Annotated in this window: 20 protein-coding genes; 6 read left to right on the top strand and 14 right to left on the bottom strand. The window is 77.1% G+C overall.

All coding sequences use genetic code 11. The annotated features are described in order from the left end of the window. Positions 1 to 5: 5 nt before the first annotated feature. Positions 6 to 722 (bottom strand): DUF3159 domain-containing protein, encoded by a 717-nt coding sequence (locus ACRYMY_RS02575; RefSeq protein WP_432545702.1) that lies wholly within the window; start codon positions 720 to 722, stop codon positions 6 to 8. A 191-nt stretch (positions 723 to 913) separates the two neighbouring features. Between ACRYMY_RS02575 and ACRYMY_RS02570 the strand changes: the two genes are divergently transcribed. After that, complete coding sequence (locus tag ACRYMY_RS02570; RefSeq protein ID WP_432545701.1) at positions 914 to 1753, top strand: helix-turn-helix transcriptional regulator; 840 nt, start codon at positions 914 to 916, stop codon at positions 1751 to 1753. Between the two features lie 10 nt (positions 1754 to 1763). Here ACRYMY_RS02570 and ACRYMY_RS02565 read toward each other — a convergent pair whose 3' ends face one another. Both ACRYMY_RS02565 and ACRYMY_RS02560 read right to left on the bottom strand, forming a co-directional pair. Beyond that, a complete protein-coding gene (locus tag ACRYMY_RS02565; RefSeq protein ID WP_432545700.1) occupies positions 1764 to 2480 on the bottom strand; it encodes a hypothetical protein in 717 nt (238 codons plus the stop codon). 39 nt (positions 2481 to 2519) lie between these two features. Next, a complete protein-coding gene (locus ACRYMY_RS02560; protein ID WP_432545699.1) occupies positions 2520 to 3179 on the bottom strand; it encodes a TetR/AcrR family transcriptional regulator in 660 nt (219 codons plus the stop codon). 38 nt (positions 3180 to 3217) lie between these two features. On the opposite strand from ACRYMY_RS02560, the gene ACRYMY_RS02555 reads away from it, so the two are divergent. Then, positions 3218 to 4018: an alpha/beta fold hydrolase gene (locus ACRYMY_RS02555; protein WP_432545698.1), complete on the top strand. Its 801-nt coding sequence runs from the start codon at positions 3218 to 3220 to the stop codon at positions 4016 to 4018. Between the two features lie 170 nt (positions 4019 to 4188). Here ACRYMY_RS02555 and ACRYMY_RS02550 read toward each other — a convergent pair whose 3' ends face one another. The 10 genes from ACRYMY_RS02550 to ACRYMY_RS02505 all read right to left on the bottom strand — a co-directional run bounded on the left by ACRYMY_RS02550 (position 4189) and on the right by ACRYMY_RS02505 (position 14789). Continuing rightward, a complete protein-coding gene (locus ACRYMY_RS02550) occupies positions 4189 to 6621 on the bottom strand; it encodes an MMPL family transporter (RefSeq protein ID WP_432545697.1) in 2433 nt (810 codons plus the stop codon). 1 nt (position 6622) lies between these two features. Next, a complete protein-coding gene (locus ACRYMY_RS02545; RefSeq protein WP_432545696.1) occupies positions 6623 to 7285 on the bottom strand; it encodes a TetR/AcrR family transcriptional regulator in 663 nt (220 codons plus the stop codon). A gap of 190 nt (positions 7286 to 7475) precedes the next feature. Next, positions 7476 to 8222, bottom strand: a complete 747-nt coding sequence (locus ACRYMY_RS02540) for a DUF1345 domain-containing protein (protein ID WP_432545695.1) — start codon at positions 8220 to 8222, stop codon at positions 7476 to 7478. Positions 8223 to 8322: 100 nt separating this feature from the next. Further along, complete coding sequence (locus ACRYMY_RS02535; RefSeq protein ID WP_432545694.1) at positions 8323 to 10080, bottom strand: acetyl/propionyl/methylcrotonyl-CoA carboxylase subunit alpha; 1758 nt, start codon at positions 10078 to 10080, stop codon at positions 8323 to 8325. After that, on the bottom strand, positions 10077 to 10274 hold the full coding sequence (locus tag ACRYMY_RS02530; protein WP_432545693.1) for an acyl-CoA carboxylase epsilon subunit: 198 nt from the start codon (positions 10272 to 10274) through the stop codon (positions 10077 to 10079). Before ACRYMY_RS02530 ends, ACRYMY_RS02535 begins: the two co-directional genes overlap by 4 nt. Continuing rightward, a complete protein-coding gene (locus tag ACRYMY_RS02525; RefSeq protein WP_432545692.1) occupies positions 10271 to 11638 on the bottom strand; it encodes a carboxyl transferase domain-containing protein in 1368 nt (455 codons plus the stop codon). Before ACRYMY_RS02525 ends, ACRYMY_RS02530 begins: the two co-directional genes overlap by 4 nt. Next, positions 11635 to 12522, bottom strand: a complete 888-nt coding sequence (locus ACRYMY_RS02520) for a 5-oxoprolinase subunit C family protein (RefSeq protein WP_432545691.1) — start codon at positions 12520 to 12522, stop codon at positions 11635 to 11637. The genes ACRYMY_RS02525 and ACRYMY_RS02520 overlap by 4 nt, the downstream gene beginning before the upstream one ends. Continuing rightward, positions 12519 to 13181, bottom strand: a complete 663-nt coding sequence (locus tag ACRYMY_RS02515) for a 5-oxoprolinase subunit B family protein (protein WP_432545690.1) — start codon at positions 13179 to 13181, stop codon at positions 12519 to 12521. The genes ACRYMY_RS02520 and ACRYMY_RS02515 overlap by 4 nt, the downstream gene beginning before the upstream one ends. Then, a complete protein-coding gene (locus tag ACRYMY_RS02510; protein ID WP_432545689.1) occupies positions 13178 to 13987 on the bottom strand; it encodes a putative hydro-lyase in 810 nt (269 codons plus the stop codon). Before ACRYMY_RS02510 ends, ACRYMY_RS02515 begins: the two co-directional genes overlap by 4 nt. Positions 13988 to 14093: 106 nt before the next feature. Beyond that, complete coding sequence (locus ACRYMY_RS02505; RefSeq protein ID WP_432545688.1) at positions 14094 to 14789, bottom strand: GntR family transcriptional regulator; 696 nt, start codon at positions 14787 to 14789, stop codon at positions 14094 to 14096. 103 nt (positions 14790 to 14892) lie between these two features. Between ACRYMY_RS02505 and ACRYMY_RS02500 the strand changes: the two genes are divergently transcribed. The 4 genes from ACRYMY_RS02500 to ACRYMY_RS02485 are packed head-to-tail and all read left to right on the top strand — an operon-like array spanning position 14893 to position 19959. Next, entirely contained in the window at positions 14893 to 16269 is a 1377-nt protein-coding gene (locus ACRYMY_RS02500) for a hypothetical protein (RefSeq protein ID WP_432545687.1), read from the top strand. Next, positions 16266 to 17540, top strand: coding sequence for an NRAMP family divalent metal transporter (locus ACRYMY_RS02495; protein WP_432545686.1), 1275 nt, complete (start codon positions 16266 to 16268; stop codon positions 17538 to 17540). The genes ACRYMY_RS02500 and ACRYMY_RS02495 overlap by 4 nt, the downstream gene beginning before the upstream one ends. Positions 17541 to 17542: 2 nt before the next feature. Further along, entirely contained in the window at positions 17543 to 18355 is an 813-nt protein-coding gene (locus ACRYMY_RS02490; RefSeq protein ID WP_432545685.1) for a LamB/YcsF family protein, read from the top strand. Between the two features lie 50 nt (positions 18356 to 18405). Next, positions 18406 to 19959: a hypothetical protein gene (locus tag ACRYMY_RS02485; RefSeq protein WP_432545684.1), complete on the top strand. Its 1554-nt coding sequence runs from the start codon at positions 18406 to 18408 to the stop codon at positions 19957 to 19959. Here the strand turns inward: ACRYMY_RS02485 and ACRYMY_RS02480 are convergent. Then, entirely contained in the window at positions 19933 to 22626 is a 2694-nt protein-coding gene (locus tag ACRYMY_RS02480; RefSeq protein WP_432545683.1) for a putative bifunctional diguanylate cyclase/phosphodiesterase, read from the bottom strand. The genes ACRYMY_RS02485 and ACRYMY_RS02480 overlap by 27 nt on opposite strands. Positions 22627 to 22656: the final 30 nt, after the last annotated feature.

Genomic DNA, 22656 nt, shown 5'->3' with positions numbered 1-22656 from the left:
GGTTCTCAGCGGGTGGCGAGGACGGGCGACGGGTTCGCCGCCCGGCGCGCGGCCACGAGCGTGACCGCGAAGTGGACGGCGAACAGGACGGGGACACCGACCTGCAGCGCGCCCAGGGTGGTGGGCTGGTCGGCGACGTAGAACACGACCCGGACGGCGAGGTTCGCCGTGGCCAGGGTCAGCCCGACCGCGGAGCTGACGGTGTAGACGCGGCGCAGGGCGGGACGGCCCTGCCAGTCCCGCGGGCCGCTGGCCAGCGGGTTGACCATCAGCCCCATCAGCGGCCGGCGCAGCGCGAACGTGACCGCGTACGCGATGACGAACACGACCGGCAGCAGCATCGTCGGCAGGAAGAAGGCGCGCGCCTCCCCCGCCAGCGCCGCCGACCCCGCGCAGACCGCGGCGACGACGAGACCGGCGACGGCGGCACCGGTGGGTTCCCGGCGGGCCACGCGCACCGCGCCGGCGGCCACCGCGGTGACGCCGAGGGCGGCCAACGCCGGGACGAGCCCGGCGGTGGCGTCGACGGCCACGAACGCGACCGTCGGGGACGCGGCCACCGCCAGGCCGACGGGCCCGCCGACGCGGTCGAGGGCGGTGCGCCCGGCGGTGCGGGTGGTGGACGCCGCCTCGGGCTCCGGCATCCCGAGCAGCCGGCGGGCCGTCGCGCTGTGGCCGGTGCGCCCGGGCCGGTGGTCCACGGGGGGTGCGGGGTGGGTCACGGTTCCTCCTCGGTGGGGACGTGCCGCCAGCCTCACCCCGGTCCACCGGCCGCAACCAGGACCTGCCGGTCCGTGCCTGAGCGGTCCCCTCGTCGCGCCACGCGCGCCCGCAAGGGGGGATCGGCGGGCCGTGGCTCCCGGGCACGGCAGCGAGGTAGGAACGACGGGACCCATCGAGAGGGAGTGGTCCGGTGATCGACAGAGCGGGACTGGCGGGGTTCCTGCGCCACCGCCGGCAGGCCGTGCAGCCCGAGGACGTCGGTCTGCCGCGCGGGCAGCGGCGCCGGACGGCCGGGCTGCGCCGCGAGGAGGTCGCGGCGCTGTGCCACATGTCGACCGACTACTACGCGCGGCTGGAGCGCGAGCGCGGGCCGCAGCCGTCGGAGCAGATGATCGCGTCCATCGCGCAGGGCCTGCACCTGTCGCTGGACGAGCGCGACCACCTGTTCCGCCTCGCCGGGCACCAGCCGCCGGCGCGCGGCGCGGCCAGCGAGCACGTCAGCCCCGGCCTGCTGCGCATCCTCGACCGGCTGACCGACACGCCCGCCGAGGTGGTCACCGAGCTGGGCGAGACGCTGCGGCAGACCCCGCTGGGGGTGGCGCTGACCGGGGACGCCACCCGGTACACCGGCCCGGAGCGCAGCCTGGGTTACCGGTGGTTCGCCGACCCGGCCAGCCGGGCGCGGTACCGGCCCGAGGACCACGCGTACCTGTCGCGGCTGTACGCCTCGCACCTGCGCCAGGTGGTCGCGCTGCGCGGACCGGGTTCGCGCGCGGCGCGGCTGGCGGAACTGGCGCTGACGCGCAGCGAGGAGCTGCGGCGACTGTGGGAGACCCACGAGGTCGGGTTGCGCCCCGGCGAGCTGAAGCACTTCGTGCACCCCGAGGTCGGGGCGCTGGAACTGCACTGCCAGACGCTGCTGGACCCCGAGCAGTCGCACCGCCTGCTCGTCTACACGGCCGTCCCCGGCAGCGAGAGCCACGAGAAGCTGCAGCTGCTGTCCGTGGTCGGTTCGCAGGTCCTCGCCTGACGGGCCGGGTTCACCCCGTCGCGGCGTCCGGCAGCCCGAGCGCCGCGGCGACCCGCTCCTCCAGCTCGTCCTCGCCCAGGCCCACGTCGACCTCCACGGACCCCAGCTCGAGGCGCGCGACGTCCCCGCGCAACCGGTCGGTGAACAGGCGGTCGCGCTCCAGCAGGTTCGCCAGCGCGCGCGGCGGGTCGGACGTCCGCCCGGCGATGTCCCACAGACCACCGCGGGAGGTGAACGCCGCCCGCCGGAACCGCGGGGTCGGCAGCAGCCACACCGCCTGCCGCGCACCGCTGAGCAGCGGCGCGACGAGGTCCGGCAGCACGCGGAGACCCTCCACCAGCACGGGCCGGTCCGCCGGCAGCGCGAGCAGGTCGTCCACCAGGAGGTCGAACGCCTCGCCGCGGAACCACCCGAACGTCTCGAGCATCACCTCGGGACCGCGGTGGACCCAGCGCTCGTCGCGGTCCATCGCCGCGAACGCGTGCAGGGCCGGACAGCGCTGCGGCGGGCAGCGCCGGACGTGGTCGGCCATCGACTCGTCGGTGCCGTACCGGCGCAGGCCGTACCGCGCGGCCAGGCGTCGGGCCGTGGTCGACTTCCCCGCGCCGCTGCCCCCGCCCAGCCAGCGCACGTGCCGCAGGGCGTCGGGACCCGGTGCCTTCCCGGACGCAGGAGAACTCCTGCTCGCGCGGTCGTCGCCGACCGGCTCGACAGGTGGACGGGTCACGGGCACTCCTCGAGTCCGCGGTCGGAGACGTGGTGCCCCCTAGGGGCGGGCAGGCCCGCGACCGCCAGGAGCGATGGACGTCAGCGCGAGCTCCGCCACCGCGATCAGCTCATCACGGCCTGCCCCGAGCTCGGCGCGGGCCGAGAGCCCCTGCCACAGCGTCTGCACGAGAGCCGCCAGCACGGTCGGATCGGCCGTGGTCGAGAGCTCGCCTTCGGCCACGGCCCGCTCGATGCGCGCCCGCAACCTCGCCTCGTCGACCCGCCGCAGGTCGGCGACGTAGGTGCGCACGTCCAGCGTGGTGGAGGTGTCGGCCATCACCGCGCTGCTGGTCAGGCACCCCGGGTGGCCGTCCTGGACGCGGGTGAACTCCTCCACGGACTCCACGAGCACCCGCTCGAGCACGCCGGCGATGGACGGCTCGGCCACGGCCCGCTCGTAGACCGCGCTGTAGCGCAGCGCGTAGGTGCGCACCGCTTCGTCGAACAGCTCGCCCTTGCTGCCGAAGGCGGCGTACAGGCTGGAGCCGGAGATCCCCAGGGCCTGGCTCAACGCCCGGGTGGAGGTGCCGGAGAAGCCGTGCTTCCAGAACAGGCACGCGGCCCGGCGCACGGCGTCGTCGCGGTCGAAGGCCCGAGGCCGGCCGGCCGGTCGCCCGGCGGGCCCCTGCGGTGTCGTCGTGCCCTTCGCGGCGGTCATGTTGACGATTCTAGAGCGCACGCCCCAGAATCAGGGTTGTGGAGCAACCGATCCAGAAAAGAGTCGGCGTCGACGGCAGCTGGCTGAGCATCGACGTGCACGGTCACGACGACGGGCCCGCCGTCGTCGTGGTCCCCGGCGCCATGGCCGACGCCGCCGCCTGGGCCTCGGTGGCGCGCCACCTGACGCGGTGGCCGACCGTCGCCGTCGTCAACCGGCGAGGCCGGGCACCCTCGGGCCCGCTCACCGACGAGTACGGCCTGACCACCGAGGTCGCGGACCTCGCAGCGGTCCTGCGCACCTTCAGCGACGTGCGCGCGGTGTTCGGGTGGAGCTACGGCGGCCTGATCGCCCTGCACCTGGCGAGCACGCTGGACGTCGCCCACCTCATCGCCTACGAACCGGTCACCGCGCCCTTCGGCGCCACGGCCCTGCCGGACCTGCGCCGCGCCCACGAGGCCGGCGATCTGGACGCCGCCGTCACCGTCGCCCTCGAGCAGGTCGCCGGCACCAGCCCGGACGTCGTCGCGCGTCTGCGCGCCGATCGGGCCACCTGGCAGCAGTTGCGACGCGTGGGAGCTGCCGCCTACGCCGAGACCCTGGCCATCGACGAGGCGCCGCAGCCGGCGCAGCTGGCGACGCGGGCGGCCCGGGTGGACCTGGTCGTCGGCGGGCTCGACCGCGGGCGTGCGCCGTACGAGACCTCCTTCGCGGACGTCGCACGTCTGGTCCCCGCCGCCCAGGTCCACGAACTGCCCGGACAGGGGCACCTGGCCCACCTGGAGGCACCCGAGCAGCTGGCCGCCCTGGTCGACCAGCTGCCGAGCGACGCCACCTGACCGGTCCAGGACCGGCCCGTCCACGCGTCGGCGACGTGGACGGGCCGGTCGGCCGCCGACCTCTCCGCGCGCGGCAGGAGACCCCCGGCGTGAGCGGGTCGCACCTCACGCTCGTGACCCAGTCGGTGCGACCACCGCCGACGGCGACTCCCGATCACGGGAGCGCCGGGTCACCGGCCGCCGGTGACGGCCTCCTCGTCGCCACGCCCCGACGAGGACGGCTCGCCCGCCGTGCCCGCGCGGGCGAGGGCGCGCTCCAGCGAAGCCCCCTCCACGTCCACGTCCGGCAGCAGCCGGTCCAGCCAGCGCGGCAGCCACCACGCCGAGCGGCCCAGCAGGTGCATCACCGCGGGGATCAGCAGCAGCCGGACCACGAAGGCGTCGGCGAGGACGCCGAACGCCAGCCCGAAGCCCACGGAACGGATGATCACCGAGTCCGAGCCGATGAACCCGCTGAACACCGACACCATGATGATCGCGGCGGCGACGACGACCCGGCGGCCGGCCCGCAGCCCGGTGGTGACGGCCTCGCGCGCCGGCTGCCCGTGCGCGTACGCCTCGCGCATCCCCGAGACGAGGAACAGCTGGTAGTCCATCGCCAGGCCGAACAGGATCCCGACGACGATGGTGGGCAGGAAGCTCAGCACGGGGCCGGGCGTGCTGACGCCGAAGACGCTGCTGAGCCAACCCCACTGGAACACCGCGGTGATGGCGCCGAAGGTGGCGAACAGCGACAGGACGAACCCGAGGGTCGCCGTCAGCGGCACCAGCAGGGACCGGAACACCACCACGAGGATCAGCAGGGACAGGCCGACGACGAGGGCGAGGTAACCCGGCAGGGCGTCGGCCAGCTGCTCGGAGACGTCGATGTTGCCGCTGGCGCTGCCGGCGACCCCGACCGTCGCCTCGCCCGTGGTGGTCTCCAGCGGGGTCAGGTCGCGCAGGTCGCGGACCAGCTGCTCGGTGGAGACGCTGGTCGGCCCCTCCTCGGGCACCACCTGGAGGGCCAGCAGGCGCCCGTCGGCGGAGAAGCCGATGGGCGCGACGGCGGCGACGTCGGGCTGGGCGGCGACGGACTCGACGACGCTGACCTGCTCCGCGAGCTGGTCGGCCTCACCCACCGGCTCGGCCAGGTCGGCGACCACCAGCAGCGGCCCGTTGGCGCCCTCCCCGAAGTACCGGGCAGTCAGGTCGAACGCCTGGTACTGCGTGGACTCGCGCGCCTCGGCGGAACCGTCGGGCAGGCCGAGCCGCATCGACAGCGCCGGGGCGGCGACGACGCCGAGCACGACCACGCCCACCACCAGGGTCAGCGCCGCCCGCGCGGTGCTCGCCGGCCCCGCGAGGAACCCGGCGCCGCGCCTCGCTGCCGTGCTCGGGGAGGCCCGGTGCTTGGGCGGGCCGTCGCGGTGCTCGCGCTCGCGCCGGTTCAGCACCCGCAGCCCCAGCACGGACAGCACGGCCGGGGTGAACGTCACCGCCATCGCGACGGCGACCAGCACGCAGAGGGCGCCGACGGTGCCCATGAGGCCGAGGAAGCCGATGCCCGTGACGTTGAGCGCGGCGAGGGCGATGACCACGGTGAGGCCGGCGAAGACGACGGCGTTGCCCGAGGTGCCGGTGGCCAGGGCGATCGAGTCGACCAGGCCCGTCCCGCCGCGCAGCTGCGCCCGGTGCCGGTTGATGATGAAGAGCGAGTAGTCGATGCCCACGGCCAGGCCGAGCATGACGCCCAGCACCGGGGTGATCGAGAGCATGTCGACGACCCCGGACAGCGACAGCGCCGCGGTGACGCCGACACCGACGCCGACGACGGCCGAGACCAGGGGCACGACGGCGCCCAGCAGGGTGCGCAGGACGACGACCAGCGCGATCGCGGCGACCAGCAGGCCGAGCGCCTCACCGGGGCCGAAGATCTCCGGCGTCGTCTGCACGAGCTCGTTGGACAGCTCCACCTGCACGCCGGGAATCGCGGCGTCCTCGAGCTCGGCGGTCACGGCCTCCTTGACCTCGGCCGCCACCTCCTGGACCGGCTCGGTGAACTGGACGACGCCGAGGGCGGTGCTGCCGTCGGCCGAGACCTGGCGCACGCCCTCGGCGGCCTCCAGCAACCGCGTGCCGAGGTCGACCTGCTCCGCCTGCGCCTCGAGCTGCGCGCGCTCGGCGACCAGCGGGACCGGTGCGGCGTCGAGCTGGGCGCGCGCGGCGTCGATCTGCTGCTGGGCGCCGGCGAGCTGGTCGGCCTGCTGCTGGCGCTGCGCCTCCGTCGCGAACGGGTCGACGGTGCCGCTGACGCCGTCCTGCTCGGCCACCTGGGCCAGCAGGTCGCTGATGGCGGCGCGCTGCTCGCCGGTCAGCGGGGCGCCGTCCTCGGCGTGGAAGACCACGGTGCCGCTGCCGCCGCTGGCGTCGGGGAACTCCTCGGCCAGCTGGTCGGCGACCCGGGCGGTGGCGGTGCCGGGCAGGCTCACCTGCGAGGACAGCGTCCCGCCGAGGGTGAGGAGACCGGTGACGCCGAGGGCGAGCAGCAGCAGCCACACGCCGATCACGGTGCGCGGCCGGTGGGCGGCGGCCCGTCCGAGCCGGTGGAGGAATCGGGCCATCTCAGGCGCCTTCCGTCGAGGGGGAGGTCGTGCGGGCGGTGCGCTGCGGGGCCGCGAAACCGCGCCGCAGACTGGTGAAGAGGTGGTCGAGGAGCTCGTCCCAGCGCCGGCGCCCGGCGTCCCCGAGCCCGCCGCCGGTCTCCTGGAGCCAGGCCGCGGCGAGCACGGACACGCCGTTGAGGACGGTGGTGGTCAGCAGCACGGCGTCGAGGTCGCCCAGCTGCGGGTGGCGCTCCCGCAGCTGGCGGGCCATCGGGTCGGCCACGTGCCGCATCGCCCGCTGCTGGAGCCGCTCCTGGTGGTCCGCGCCGTCCGGCCCCGTGGTCATGCGCGCCAGGCGCACGACCACCCCCAGGAGGTCGGCGCCCCGCAGGGAGGCCTCGAGGTCGTCCAGGGGGTCCCCGAGGGGGACGGTGGCGCGCGCGGCGACCTCGACGGAGGTGATCGCCGCGTTGAGCTCGGCCTCCAGGCAGGCCACCACGACCTCCTCCAGGGAGGAGAAGTGGTTGAACAGCGTGCGCCGCGCCACGTCGGCGCGCGCGGCGAGGTCGTCGGCGGACAGCCCGGCGGGTCCGCGCTCCTCCAGCAGGTCCTTGGCCGCGGCCAGGATGGCCGCGCGGTGACGGGCCTTCGCCGCGGCACGACGGTCGGGGGGATCGCTCACCCGATCAGTATGCACTCAGTGCAAGCTTGCTCCGAGTGCAAGCATCACCGCCGGGACTCCCACCCGCGCGGGGTGACCCACCGCCTGCCCCGGCGCCCGTCCGGGCACGGGGCGGTCGGGTTCCCCCGGAGGAGCGCTGCACCAGCGCTCAGCGGTCCTTCGCGCCAGGGCTGCGACCCGGGCGAGGCCCTCAGCCGGCGAGCGTCGCGACCGCTCCGACGGCCAGCGTGATGATGATCGTGTTGAAGGCGAAGGCGACCACGGCGTGCCCGGAGACCGTGCGCCGCACGGCGGGCGAGGTGACGACGACGTCGGTCGAGCCGAACGACGTCGACACCGCGACGGCCAGGTACACGTAGTCCGAGAACGCGCGGCCGCCGCCCGGGACGTCGGGTCCCCGCGCGCCGCGCGCCCCTCCCGGCGCCGGCTCGTCCGGGAAGCTGAGACCGCCGCCACCGTCGGCGTGCAGGTGCCGGCGCGCGTAGTCGACGGCGTACGTCGTCGTCATCGCCGCCCAGGCGCTGACGACGAGCACGAGCCCCAGGACGAGGGTGAACACCGACGAGGCGAGGTCCTCGGAGCGGACCGCCTGGGGCAGGAGCGCTCCCGCGGCGACGAGCCCGACGAGGCCCGCCGCCACGGCGACGCCCGCACCCGGCTGGGTGCCGGCCAGCGAACCCCGCGCGGAGCTGCGCCCGGGGAGCGAGCGGGCCGCGTCGAGCAGCACCGGCCCGGCCAGCCCGCGGTAGACGAGGACGGTGAGCAGGACGTACACCGCCTGGTAGCCGCCGAGGGCCACCATGGGGAAGACGAGGCGCTCGACGGTGGGCGAGGGGAGGTCGACCTCGACGGCGCGCGTGACGGGCACCGAGGCGAGCACGCCCAGCACCAGGGCCGCACCACCGCGGTCCAGCTCGCGGTACATCCTGCGACGCACCGTCCTGAGCGCTCGAGCGCTCCTGTTCCCCATGGCGGCGACGCTAGCGGCGACGCGGCCCGGGACCGCACCCCGACGAGCGCGCGACCCGCCGCGGGGCTCACTCCAGGACGAGCAGCGGCGCGCCCTGGGCGACGGCGGCCCCGGCCTCGACCCGCACGGCGCGCACCGTCCCGGCGCGGGGGGCGGTGACGGGGTTCTCCATCTTCATCGCCTCCAGCACGACGAGCAGGTCACCCCGCTGCACGTCCGCGCCCTCCTCGACGGCGACGCGCACGACGGTGCCGTCCATCGGTGCGGGCACCGCGCCGGGCTCCGCGTCCGTCCCCGCGGCACCGCTGGACGAGCGCCGGCGGGTGCGGGGCGCCGCGGCGGGCGCGGCCAGCTCGTCGGCGGGCAGGGTGACGGTGACGCGGCGGCCGTCGACCTCCAGCACGAGGGTGCGCCGCTGGCCCGCCGGCTCGGGCGCGACGGGCTCCTGCGCCTCGCCGCCCTCGCGCCCGGCCCACTCCGTCTCGATCCACCGCGTGTGGACGGTGAACTCCCCGTCGGCCGCGGTGAACGCCGGGTCGTCGACGACGGCGCGGTGGAACGGCAGGACGGTCGGCACGCCCTCGACCTCGAACTCCGCCAGCGCCCGGCGCGCGCGGGCCAGCGCCTGCTCGCGGGTGGCGCCGGTGACGACGAGCTTGGCCAGCAGGGAGTCGAAACCCCCGCCGACGGGGTTCCCGCGCCGCACGCCCGAGTCCACGCGCACGCCCGGTCCACCGGGCGGGTCCCAGCGGGTCACGGTGCCGGGCGCGGGCAGGAAACCGCGCGCCGGGTCCTCGGCGTTGAGCCGGAACTCGACCGCGTGGGCGCGGGGTTCCGGGTCGTCGACCACGGACAGCGGGTGCCCCTGCGCGATGCGGAACTGCTCGGCGACGAGGTCGACGCCGTACGCCTCCTCGGTGACGGGGTGCTCGACCTGCAGGCGGGTGTTCACCTCCAGGAACGTCGTCGTGCCGTCCTCGCCGACGAGGAACTCCACCGTCCCGGCGCCGCGGTAGCCGGCGGCCCGGCACACCTCGCGGGCGGCGGTGGTGATGCGCTCGCGCTGCTCGTCGGTGAGGAACGGGGCGGGGGCCTCCTCGACGAGCTTCTGGAACCGCCGCTGCAGCGAGCAGTCGCGGGTTCCGACGACGGCGACGTTCCCGTGGTCGTCGGCCAGGACCTGCGCCTCGACGTGCCGGGGGCGGTCCAGCCAGCGCTCCACGAAGCACTCCCCGCGCCCGAACGCGGCGACCGCCTCGCGGGTCGCGGAGGCGAACAGCTCGGGCACCTCCTCCAGGGTGCGGGCCACCTTCAGCCCGCGGCCGCCGCCGCCGTGGGCGGCCTTCACCGCGACGGGCAGGCCGTGCTCGCGGGCGAACGCGAGGACCTCCTCGACGTCGGCGACGGGTTCGGCGGTGCCGGGCACGAGCGGCGCGCCGGTCTCGCGGGCGAGGCGGCGGGCGGACACCTTGTCGCCCAGCAGGCGGATCGCCTCCGGCGGCGGGCCGACCCACGTCAGCCCGGCGTCGAGGACGGCCTGCGCGAACTCCGCGTTCTCGGACAGGAACCCGTACCCGGGGTGGACGGCGTCGGCGCCGGCGCGGCGGGCGACGTCGAGCAGCTTGCCGGCGTCCAGGTACGTCTCGGCGGCCGTGCTGCCGCCGAGGGCGAACGCCTCGTCGGCGGCGGCCACGTGCGGGGAGTCCGCGTCCGGGTCGGCGTAGACGGCGACCCCGGCGATGCCGGCGTCGCGGGCGCCGCGCAGCACGCGCAGGGCGATCTCGCCGCGGTTGGCGACGAGCACCTTCTCGATGCGGGTGGTCACCGCGGGTCCTCCTCGAGGTCGGCGGGCGGGAACGGGGCGCGCAGCAGGTCGGCCGGGGCGCCCCAGCCGTCGCGGTGCGCGGGGCGGGCCTCCGGTGCGGCCGTGCGGGACGCGGCGCGCAGCGCGTCGACGGCCGCGACCACCGCGGCGAGCTCGCCGGGGGTGGGGTGCCCGGTGACGCGCCAGCCGCTCACAGGGGCAGGTTCCCGTGCCGACGGGCCGGCTGCGAGCCGGTGACCCGCTCCAGCAGGCGCAGCGACGCGGCCAGCCGGGCGCGGGTGGCGGCCGGTTCGACGACGCCGTCCAGCTCGCCCCGCCCGGCCGCGCGAGCGGGGCCGGCGTCCTCGCGCGCGGCCCGCAGGGCGGCGGTCCACTCCTCGTCCCCGGCACCTGCCGCGGAGGCGACCTCGTCGCGGTCGGCGACCAGCGCGCGCGGCCAGGCCAGCACGAGGTCGGCGCCGGCGTACCGGGAGGCCAGCGCCGTGCGGGCGGGCCCGTGCGCGCGGCCGGTGACGACGGTGAGCAGCGGCGTCGTGGCCTCCGCGCACGCGTACAGCAGCTGCGCCAGCGCGAACGTCGGCGCGTCCGGATCGTCCTCGCCGGCGGGCACGGCGCCGGCGGTGTCGACGAGCGTCAGCACGGGCAGCCCGAACGCGTCGCACCAGCGCACGAACCGGGCGGCCTTGGCGGCGGCCGCCGCGTCCAGGGCGCCGCCGCGCACGGCCGGCTGCGGCGCGACGACGCCGAGGCTGCGGCCGTCCAGGCGGGTCAGGCCCGTCACCAGGTGCGGGGCGTGGGCGGCGCGCAGCTCCAGGAACGCCGGCGCCCCCTCCTCCGGCTCGTCGGCCAGGCGGGCCACGACGTCCCGCACGTCGTACGGCGCGCCGGCGTCCTCCGGCAGCAGGGCCGCGAGGTCGGGGTCCTCCTCCGACGGGTCGGGGACCGCACCGGGCAGGCGGGGGGCGGTGGCGCGGTTGTTGCTCGGCAGGTGCGCCAGCAGGTCGCGGACGAACTCCCCCGCCGCGGCCGGGTCGTCGGCCACGTGCGCGAAGCGGCCCGTCGCGGCCGCGTGCAGGTCGGTGCCGCCGAGGTCGTCGGCCTCCCGCGCGACGCCGGTGACCACCTGCGCCGCAGCGGGATCCGCGAGCGCCGACCGGGCGCCGCGGACGGCGACGACGACGTCGGCCAGCGGCAGCAGGAGCGCGGCGGCCCCGTCGGCGGCGCCGAGGACGACGGCGACCTGCGGCACGACCCCGGACAGGGCGACACCGGCGCGGGCGATCTCCCCGAGCGCGCGCGCGTCCACCGCCGCGCCGTCGGGGACGACGGTGACCAGCGGCCGGCCGGTGCGGGCGGCCAGGGCGAGCACCCGCCCGCCGGGGTCCTCGCCCAGCACCGCCAGGCACACGTCGCGGCCGTCGACGGCGCCCCACCCGCCCGCCGAGCCGTCCGCGACGGGCGTGGCGGGTGTGGCGGCGCCGTCGTCGAACAGGGCGGCGGCGAACTCCCGGACGGCGCCGGGCCCGGTGTCCGGGGCGGGGTTCTCGGTCGTGCTCACGGCGCGGGGACCTCCGGGGCGGGGACGGGGCGGAAGCGCAGGGACTGCCCGGGGCGGACCTGCGCGAGGCGGTCGACGTCGGCGTCGCGGACGACCCCGACGACGGGGTAGCCGCCGGTGACGGGGTGGTCGGGCCCGAACAGCACGGGCTGCCCGCTGGGCGGCACCTGCAGGGAACCGACGGCGACGCCCTCGGAGGGCAGTTCCTCCTCGCGCCGCCGCTGCAGGCCGGGCTGGCCGGCGGGGCGCTCCAGGCGCAGGCCCACGCGGTCGGAGGCGGGGGTGACGGTCCACGTACCGGTGAACAGGACGCCCGGGTCGGTGAACCAGTCGTGGCGCGGGCCGGGGACGACGCCCACGGCGACGGTCCCCGTGGCGGGCCCGGCCACGGGGGCGGTGCGCAGGCGCGGGCGGCCGGCCGGGGCCGGACCGACGGGCAGCCGGTCGCCGGCGGCGAGGGGTTCGGGACCGAGGCCGGCGAGGGTGTCGCGGCTGCGCGAACCGAGGACGGGCTCGACGGCCACCCCGCCGCGCACGGCCACGTAGGCGCGCAGGCCGGCCGGCGCCTGCCCCAGCCGCAGGACCTGCCCGGCGTCCAGCACCAGGACGCTGCTGTGCGGGGCGGGGCGGGCGTCGACGGTCACGGGGACGGGCGCGCCGGTGACCGCCACGACGAGGGGGGCCTCGGTGCGGACCTCCAGCCCGCCGAGGAGCACCTCCAGCCCGGCCCGCTCCGGCGGGTTCGCGACCAGGCGGTTCGCCAGCGCGAGCGCGGCGCGGTCGGCGGCGCCGGCCACGCCCACGCCGTAGCGGAACGCCCCGGCGCGACCGCGGTCCTGCACGGTGGTCAGCGGGCCGGGCGCCAGCACCTCCAGCGCGCTCACGCGTCCTCCTGGCGCACGAACCGGACGGCGGTGCCCGGCCGCAGCAGCGCGGGCGGGTCGGCGTCGACGTCCCACAGGACGGCCGCGGTGGTGCCGATGACCTGCCAGCCGCCGGGCGAGCGGCGCGGGTAGACGGCGCTGTACCCGTCGGCGAGGGCGACCGCCCCGGCGGGCACGGCGGTGCGCGACTGCGCGCGGCGCGGCACCGCCAGGCGCCCGTCGGGGCTGCGCAGGTAGCCGAAACCCGGCGCGAACCCGACGAACGCGCACTCCCACGTCGTGCCGGTGTGCCGGGCGACGACGTCCTCGGGGGTGGTGCCCAGCAGGGCCGCGACGTCGGCGAGGTCCTCGCCGTCGTAGCGCACGGGCACGGTGACCACGTCGGCGGACGCGGCGGACGCGGCGTCGTCACCGGCGGGCGGGGAGGCCCAGCGGCGCAGCACCTCGCGGGCGACGGCGGTCGCGTCGGCGCCGGGCAGCAGGGTGACGAGCACGGTGCGGGCGGCGGGCAGGACGTCCTCGACGCCGCCGGGCGGGTCCTCGGCGAGCTGGCGCGCGAAGCGGGGCGCACGCCGGGCGCCGGCGTCGTCGGCGGCCTCCAGCAGCCAGGCGCGGTCGCCGGCGGGCAGCAGGCGGGGGGCGCTCACGTCGGCGGTCACGTCGGGGACCCGAGCTGGTGGGCGCTGTCGGGCACGTCGGTGACGAGCATGTGCCCCGGGGCGTGGGTGATGGCGAACGGCACCCCGGAGGCCATCACGGCCGCCTGCGGCGTGACCCCGCACGCCCAGAACACCGGCACGTCGCCGGGTTCGAACGCCACCGCGTCGCCGAAGTCGGGGACGTCCAGCGACCCGGCCAGCAGCGCGCCCGGGTCGCCGACGTGGACGGGGGCGCCGTGGACGGCGGGCAGCCGGGCGGTGACCTCGACGGCCGTGGGGACCAGGTGCGCGGGCACCGGGCGCATCGACACGACGAGAGGGCCGTGCACGCGTCCGGCGGGCCGGCAGGGTCGGTCTGTCACGTACATGGGCACGTTGCGGCCCTGCTCGACGTGCCGCAGCGGGACGCCGGCGGCGGCCAGCGCCGTCTCGAACGTGAAGCTGCAGCCGATCGAGAAGGCCACGAGGTCCTCGCGCCAGTGCTCGCGCACGTCGGTGGGCTCGCCGGCGAGCTGCCCGTCGCGCCACACGCGGTACCGGGGCAGGTCGGTGCGCAGGTCCGCGCCGGGCGCGAGCGGCGTCGTCGTCGCACCGGGCTCGGTGACGTCGAGGACGGGGCACGAGCGCGGGTTGCGCTGGGTGAAGAGCAGGACGTCCCACGCCCACGCGCGCGGGACCGCGACGAGGTTCGTCTGCGTGAACCCGGGCGACCAGCCGGCCGTGGGGACCGCCGTGCCGGCGCGGAAGGCAGCGCGGGCGGCGGCGGGCGGGGTGCCCGCGGGGGTCGTTCGCCGTGTGCCGGTCACGGGGCCTCCGTCGCTCCGGTCGTCTCGTGCGCGCTCTGGAGGCAGCACTGTAGGGATCGTTCAACGATCTGTCTGCCCCCCGCGACCGGGTGGCGGGCGCCCCCGGTCAGCCGTGCGCGGCGAGCAGCTGCGCCTCCGCCCGGTCCAGGTAGGCGGCCAGCAACCGACCGGCCCGGCCGCGCTCGCCCGCCTCCAGGTGCTCGGCCAGGCGCGCGTTGTCCTCCAGGTACGGCTCGTGGAAGGGGCGCGGGTCGCCCGCGGCGGCGAACGCCAGCCGCAGCTCGGCCAGCAGGTGGCGCATGCTCTCGTCCATCCGCGGACTGCCGGCCAGCGCGACCACGGCGGAGTGGAAGCGGCTGTTGGCGCTGGCCACGCCGTCCCAGTCCCCCGCCCGCCCGGCGGCCCGGCCGTCCTCGACGGCGGCGCGGACCCGTTGCAGCGCAAGCGGACCGTGCGGGCCGTCGATCGCCGCGAACTCCAGCACGCGGCGGAAGCGGTACAGGTCGGCCACGTCGGCGGCCGACAGGGTCCGCACGGACACCCCGCGGTGCAGCTCGTGCTGCAGCAGGCCCTCGCGGGCCAGCAGGCGGAACGCCTCGCGCAGCGTGTTGCGCGAGACGCCCAGCGAGGCGCTGGTCGCGTCCTCCGGCAGGCGCGTGCCGGGCACGAGCGCGCCGTCGGCCACCAGGTCGCGCAGCGCCTCGGCGACCCGGTCCGCGCCCCCGCCGCCGGCCAGCGCGCGACCCGCGCGGCTCAGCCGCCCCTGCAACCGGTCGGCGTCGTCTCGGGGTCGGGCGGCCACCGGCGAAACATAGCTGCAACGCCGGAACCGTTGCCAGGTCGTTCAACAACTGGCTAGCGTCGGCGCCCGTCCACTCCCCCCGAGACCCCTTGGTGAGGTCGTCGTGGCCCTTCCCCGCTCCCCCCGCCGTCGCGCCGCCGTCCTCGGCGCCTGCGCCACCGCCCTCGTCGCCGGGGGCCTGGCCGCCCCCTCCGCCGCCGCGCCCAGCGCCTCCCCCGCCTCCCCGCCGGACCCCGCGCCGGTCTCGCCGTGCGCGAACCCCGCCGCGGTGCTCACCGTCGAGGAGTCCCGGCTCGGCCTGCCCCTGCCCGGCGGCGGTGAGCCGGCCTCCCAGCGGTTCGTCCGCGCCGCCGGGTTCGACGGCCTCGTCGCGAGCTTCGCCGAGCGCCTGTGCGCCGCCGGCAGCGCGCAGGAGGCCACCGACCTCGTCCGCGCCTCCGGGCAGGAGCTGTGGGACACCGCCGTCGCCCGCGCCCAGGGCCGCGGCGGGTCCGGCACGATCGACCGCTACGACGACCGGCCCCTGTACTGGGCCCGCACGGCGATGAGCGCCGCGGTGCGCTCGCTGGACGCCGACTGGATCGAGAACCCCCTGCAGCGGCAGGGCCTGCTGCACCTGCTGGACCGCACGAGCCGCGGGATCTCCTCGGTGGGCTGGTCGCAGGAGGAACCGGACGCGACCCGCGTGGTCATCAGCGGTTTCGACACCTACAGCCTGGACTCCAGCCTGCGGAACTCCAACCCCTCCGGGGCCAGCGCGCTGCAGCTGGACGGGCGCACGATCGACACCCCCGCGGGCCCGGTGACCGTCGAGGCCGTCGTCCTGCCCGTGAACTACACCGACTTCGACCAGGGCGTCGTCGAGGACGCGTTCGGCCCGGTGCTGCGCACCGGCGAGGAGCGCGCCGACATGATCATGACGATCAGCCAGACCGGCCGCGGCCGGATGGACGTGGAGCAGTGGGCGGCCAACGCCCGAGGCGGCTCCCCGGACAACAACCGCAACCAGCAGTTCGGGCCCGTCTCGCGGCCCTCGCACTGGCCGCAGCCGTTCGACTCGCCCGAGTGGATCGAGACGACCCTGCCGTACGAGGCGATGATCGCCGCGGGCACCGGGCCGTGGCCCGTGCAGCTGAACGACGGGATCTGCGAGTGGCCGGCCGGCACCTGGCCCGACCCGACCGCGCTGGTGTGCGCCGACGACCCCTCGCCGGGCAGCACCGCCGGTTCCGGCCCCGGCGGCAGCTACCTGTCCAACGAGAGCATGTACCGCTCGAACCGGCTGCGGATCGGCCTGCAGGCGTGGGACGTGCCCGGCGGGCACCTGCACGTCTCGGCGCTGGAGTACCCCGCCGACGAGTCCGTCCTGACCGACCCGGCGTTCGAGGCCGACCGCGCCGCCGTCGTCGACCAGACCGTCGCGCTCGTCACCGCCGCCGGTGCCGCCGTGCGCGCCGACCGGCCCGGGAACCCCTCGTGAGCACCCCGGCGGACCCTGCCGGCGGGACCGGCGGGAGCGGCGGGAGCGCGGGCGGTACCGCGAGCACCGAGAGCGCCGTCGACCAGCGGCGCCGCACGCGCCGCACGCTGCTGGGTGCCATGTTCCTCATGGCGACCAGCGCCATCGGCCCGGGGTTCATCACCCAGACGACGACGTTCACCGCGCAGCTGGGCGCCGCGTTCGCCTTCGCCATCGTCGTCAGCATCCTCGTCGACATCGCGCTGCAGCTGAACGTGTGGCGCGTCATCGGCGTCTCGGGGATGCGCGCGCAGGAGCTCGGCAACCGGGTCCTGCCCGGTGTCGGGTGGGCGCTGACGGGCCTCGTCGTCCTCGGCGGTCTGGTGTTCAACGTCGGGAACGTCGCCGGCGCCGGGCTGGGGCTGAACGCGATGGTCGGCCTGGACCCGCGCTGGGGCGCCGGGATCTCCGCCGTGCTGGCCATCGGCATCTTCCTCAGCCGCGCCGCCGGCGCCGCGCTGGACCGCATCGTCGTCGTGCTCGGCCTGGTGATGATCGCCATGACGACGTACGTCGCGGTCGTCTCGCGCCCGCCCGTGGGCGAGGCGCTGCGCAACGTCGTGCTGCCCGAGCAGGTCGACGCTCTGGCCATCACCACCATCATCGGCGGCACCGTCGGCGGGTACATCACCTACGCCGGCGCGCACCGCCTGCTGGACTCCGGCACCACCGGCCCGGAGAACGTCGGCGCCATCACCCGCAGCTCGGTGACCGGCATCGTCATCACGGCCGTCATGCGCGCCGTGCTGTTCCTGGCGATCCTCGGCGTCGTCGCGGGCGGGGTGTCGCTCGCGACGGAGAACCCCGCGGCCACCGCGTTCGAGGCGGCGGCGGGCGAGGCGGGGCTGCGGGTGTTCGGCGTGGTGCTGTGGGCGGCGGCCCTCACCTCCGTCATCGGCGCCTCGTACACGTCGGTCAGCTTCCTCACCACCTCCCGCACGTCCGTGCGCACGCGGAACCTGCTGACGGTGGCGTTCATCGTGGTGTGCGCCGGGTTCTTCGTCGTCGCCGGCGCCGCCCCCGCGCAGCTGCTGGTGTTCGCCGGCGCCTTCAACGGCGTCGTCCTGCCGCTGGGCCTCGTCGTCGTCCTGTGGGTGGCGCTGCGCCGGCGCGACCTGCTGGGCGGGTACCGCTACCCGCGCTGGCTGGTCACCGCCGGCCTGCTCGCCTGGCTCGTCGCCCTGTACCTGGCGTACCGCTCGCTGGCCACCCTGCCGACCCTGTGGAGCTGACCGTGACCACCCCCCACGCCACCCCCGACGCCACCCCCGACGCCACCGCCGGACCCTGCGTGGACCTGAACTCGGACCTCGGGGAGAGCTTCAGCCGCTGGACGCTCGGCGACGACGAGGCGCTGCTGGGCGTGGTCACCAGCGCCAACGTCGCCTGCGGGTTCCACGCCGGCGACCCGACGGTGCTGCGCCGCACGTGCGAGCTGGCCGCCGCGCGCGGCGTCGTCGTCGGCGCCCAGGTCGGCTACCGGGACCTGCCCGGTTTCGGGCGGCGGTTCATCGACGCCGACCCGGCCGAGCTGACCAACGACGTGCTGTACCAGCTCGGCGCGCTGGCGGCGTTCGCCCGCGTCGCCGGCACCCGCGTCGCCTACCTGAAGCCGCACGGCGCGCTGTACAACGCGATCGTCCACCACGAGGAGCAGGCCGCCGCCGTCGTCGAGGCCGTGCGGCTGTGGGACCCCGCGCTGCCCGTCCTCGGGCTGCCGGGGTCCCGGTTCCTCGCGCTGGCCGGCGAGGCGGGGCTGACCACGCGCACCGAGGCGTTCGCCGACCGCGCGTACACCCCCGCCGGCACCCTGGTGTCGCGCCGCGAGCCGGGCGCGGTCCTGCACGACGCCGACGAGATCGCCCGCCGCTGCGTGCGGATGGCCACGGCCGGGGAGGTCGAGGCCGTCGACGGCAGCGTCGTCGCCGTCGACGCCGCCTCGATCTGCGTGCACGGCGACACCCCCGGCGCGGTCGCCATCGCCCGGCGGGTGCGCGAGGAGCTGACCGCCGCGGGCGTGCGGATCGCGCCGTTCGTCGGGGGCTGAGGCCGCGCTCCACGGGCCCGCGCACGCGCGGTGTGCCAGGCTCGAGCGCCGTGCCGACCCAGCCCCGGGAGAACCCGTTCCGCGCGCGCGCCACCACCGCGGTCGCCTGCCTGCTCGTGGCCGCGGTGACCTCGTGCTCGGTACCGGGGTCCGGCGGGACCCCGGCCGGGACGGAGGGGTCGCGCGGTCCGGCTGCCGGCTCCGCCTCCCCCGCGCCGGGCGGGGCCGTCGCCGCAGCGGTGGCAGGCCCGACCGCGGTGCTCGACGCCGTCCAGCCCGCCGACCTCGCCGCCGCGCTCAGCGAGCACCTGCTCCAGCGCAGCGGCAGCGTGGTCGTCACCGCCGACGACCCCCGCTCCGTGCTGGGAGCCGCCACCGTCGCGGCGCAGGACGGTGTCCCGCTGCTGCTGCCCGGACCGGCCGCGGCCGCGGAGGTCCGCCGCCTCGGGGCGGGCACCGTGCTCACGGTCGGGCAGGCGGCCCGCACCTGGGCGGAGCAGGAGTTCACCGGGCCCGGCGCCCCCGACGTCGAGGACGCCGAGGCGCCGGGACGGGCACCCGACACCTCGGACGGACCTGCCCGGGACGTCGTCGTGCTGACGACCGGGGCACCGCCGGACCGTCCCGCCGCCGCGTCCGCGGAGGCTCTCGGCGCCCGCGTCGTCGTCGTGCCCGGCGGCGACCCGCGGGCCCACCCCGCCGCCGTGGAGGCCCTGCACGCGGCGGGCGCCGGGCACGTCGTGGCTCTCGGCCCGGCGTTCGGGCCGCCCGAGGTGCTCCAGCACCGCGTCGCGGTCGCCCGCACCGGGGTGCAGGTGCCCGGCGGCGGGCAGCTGCCCCTGGCGGACCGCCGCCTGGTCGCCCTCTACGGCCACCCGGGGGCCCCCAGCCTCGGCGTGCTGGGCGAGCAGTCGATGGAGGCGACCCTCGACCGCGCCCGCGAGAACGCCGCCCGCTACGAGGGGCTGGACGGCCTGCCGCCCGTGCCGGCGCTGGAGGTCATCACGACGATCGCCTCCGGCGAACCGGGCGCGGACGGCGACCACTCCCTCGAGACCGACCCCGCCGAGCTGGAGCCGTGGGTGGACGCGGCGGAGGCGGCGGGCATCGCGGTGCTCCTGGACCTGCAGCCGGGACGGGCCGACTTCCTCACCCAGGCGCAGCGCTACGAGTCGCTGCTGCGGCGCCCGCACGTGGGGCTCGCCCTCGACCCCGAGTGGCGGCTCGCCCCCGGGCAGGTGCACCTGGAGCAGATCGGGTCCGTGAGCGCCGAGGAGGTCAACCGCGTCGGGGACTGGCTGGCGGACCTGGTCCGCCGCCACGACCTGCCGCAGAAGGTCCTGCTGCTGCACCAGTTCCGCACCTCGATGGTGCGCGACCGGCCGCTGGTGGACACCGGCCGCGACGAGCTCGTCGTCCTCGTCCACGCCGACGGCCACGGCACGCCCGAGCTGAAGCGGGCCACCTACGAGAACCTCACCGCCGGCGCGTCGCCGGACCTGCGGTGGGGGTGGAAGAACTTCCTCGACGAGGACCGCCCCACGTTCACCCCCGAGCAGACGGTGGCCGTCGACCCGTCACCGGTGTTCGTCTCCTACCAGTGAGGCGGACCGCCACGACGCGGACACCACCTCCACCACGTCCGCCGCCGGCAGCGGGCGGGAGAACAGGTACCCCTGCGCCGCGTCGCAGCCCAGCGAGCGCAGCCACGCCAGCTGCTCCGGCTCCTCCACGCCCTCGGCCACCACGCGCAGCCCGAACGTGTGCGCGGCGTGCACGACGAGGGCCACCAGGTCCCGGCAGCCCGGGTCGTCGGAGGCCGTGAAGCTGCGGTCCACCTTCAGCGTGTCCGCGGGGGTCGTGGACAGCTGGCCGATCGACGTCCACCCGGTGCCGAAGTCGTCGATCGACACCTCCACGCCCCGCGCGCGCAGCGCCCGCAGGTGCTCCAGGGCCAGCGGGCCGTCCACGAGCACCGTCTCGGTGATCTCCAGGACGAGCGCGGACGGCGGCAGGCCCGACACGGCCAGCGCGGCGTCGACGTCGTCGAGCAGCCGCGGGTCCACCAGGTGGCGGCCGGAGACGTTGACCGCCACCGTCGGCTCGGCCCCGCCCCAGGAGGCGGGCCGGTCGGCGCGCCAGCGCGCCAGCTGCGCCGTCGCCTCCCGCAGCACCCACCGGCCCAGGTCGCACACCAGCGACGACGCCTCCGCGGCGGCCACGAACACGTCCGGGGGGACGCGCCCGACACCGGGGCGGTCCCAGCGCGCGAGCGCCTCGTACCCCAGCAGCCGCCCGTCGGCGACGGCGACGACCGGCTGGTAGTGCAGGGACAGCTCACCGCGCGCCAGGCCCGCGCGCAGCGCGTCCTCCAGGTCGCTGCGGGCGGCCAGCTCCGCCCGCAGGTCGTCGTCGAAGACCTCCACGCGGCCGCGGCCGCGGGCCTTGGCCCGGTACACGGCGGTGTCGGCCTCGGCGAGCAGGGCGTCGCCGGCGTCGTCGCCGGCGGCGCCGTCGCGGCTGACGGCCACGCCGACGGACGCGCCGACCCTCGCGGTGCCGGTGCCGGATCCGGCCGGCAGGGGCACGGGGCGGCTGACCGCGGCGATGACGCGGTGGCCGAGCTCCACGAGCCCGCCGACGTCCCCGACGTCCTCGGCGACGACGACGAACTCGTCGCCGCCGAGCCGGCCCACCACGTCGCCGCAGCGCACCACCTCGCGCAGGCGGGCGGCCACCGCGCGCAGCACCTCGTCGCCGGCGGCGTGCCCGGCGGTGTCGTTGACGGCCTTGAACCCGTCGAGGTCGATGAACAGCAGGCCGGCCGGGGTGCCGCGGCGCGCCGAGCGGTGCAGCGCCGCCTGCAGCAGCCGGACCGTCGCCGCCCGGTTGGGCAGGCCCGTCAGGGCGTCGTGGGCGGCCTGGTGGGCCAGCTCGCCCTGCAGCTGCTCGCGCTGCTGCACCGCGCGCACGAGCTGCTGCACGGAGGTGTGGACGACCTCCCCGAGCGGGCCGGGGGCCGGTTCGTCCCGCACGGCCCCGGCCAGGTCGCCGCGGGCGAGGGCGTCGGCCTGCTCGCGCACCTGCTGCAGCCCGGCCGCCGCCCCGGCCAGGGTGGCGGCCGCCGTCCGCACCTCGCGCGGGCCGCCGCGCGGGACGTCGACCAGCTGCCCCTCCCCGACCCGGCTCGCCGCGTCGGCCAGCCGCCGCAGCGACCGGGACAGCCAGCGCCCCTGCGCCAGCGCCGCGGCCAGCGCCCCCGCCAGGACGAGCAGGCACAGCACGACGGTCGTGCTCACGCGCCGGGCGGCGGCGGTGCGCTCGGCCTCGATGGCGGCCTCGGCGGTGTCGACGGCCTCGCCCAGCAGGGCGGACAGGTCGCGGTCGCGCGCGCTGCTGGCGCTGCGCAGGCGCAGCAGCTCCGGGCCGCTCAGCGAGCCCGGCACGAGCGACTCCCGGTGCAGCGCCTCGGCCAGCTGCCGCGCCTGCGGGCTGCTCGTGGCCTCCGACCAGGCCACGCGCTGCTCCGCCCCCGACAGGGGCGGCACCCCGGAGATCATCGTCTCGTAGGCGCCGATGGCGTACTCGGCGCGGCGACGCACCTGCACCTGCTCGTCGCCGGAGAGCACGCGCGCCGTGAACGTCGTCGGCAGGGCGCGGCTGGCGTGCTGGGTGAGGCCGGCGACGACGACGACGTCGCTGACGGCCAGGGCGCTGTCCTCGCTCAGGCCCGCCGCGGTCGTGCGGGCCAGCAGCCGGTCCTCGACCTCCGACAGCCACTCCGACAGCTCCAGGTAGCGGTCGGCCAGGGCCGCCGTGCTGGCGGTGCCCTGGTCGGCCGCCGAGCGGGCGGTCGCCAGCTTCACCTGCGTCAGCCGGGCGGTGACGGAGGCGGCCGAGGTGGTGGGCACGGCGGCCAGGACGCGGTCGGTCGCCTCCCGCGTCGAGCGCACCTCCTTCTCGGCCTGCCGGTTCAGCGGCCCGCGCTCCTCCCCGAACGCGCCGATGTCGAAGGAGGACGGGTCCCGGGTGGCGCTGCGCGTCAGCGTCGGCAGCAGCTCGCCGTCCACGGCGCGGCGCAGCTCGTCCAGCTCGGCGCCGGCGCGCATGAGCGCGACGGCCTCACCGGTCGCGCGCAGCTCACCGACCCGGTCGGCGACGGTGGTGGTGGCGACGGCGCTGGTCGCGAGCAGGGGCACGACGACGAGGGCGGCCAGGTGCTGCCACACCGGGCGGCCCCCCAGGCGCCTCCACGCGCTCCTCGTCGTCACCGTGCGTGCATCGACGCACAGGTGCAGGAG

Source organism: Kineococcus haloalkalitolerans, from assembly GCF_050871905.1.
Taxonomy (GTDB): Bacteria; Actinomycetota; Actinomycetes; order Actinomycetales; family Kineococcaceae; genus Kineococcus.
Note: the sequence above shows the minus strand (reverse complement) of the source record. Positions and strands in the feature narration are given on the sequence as shown.

Bases quoted from the DNA above. Each gene is read 5' to 3' on its own strand.
- ACRYMY_RS02560 (WP_432545699.1), bottom strand. From the start codon at position 3,179: ATGACCGCCGCGAAGGGCACGACGACACCGCAGGGGCCCGCCGGGCGA.
- ACRYMY_RS02550 (WP_432545697.1), bottom strand. From the start codon at position 6,621: ATGGCCCGATTCCTCCACCGGCTCGGACGGGCCGCCGCCCACCGGCCG.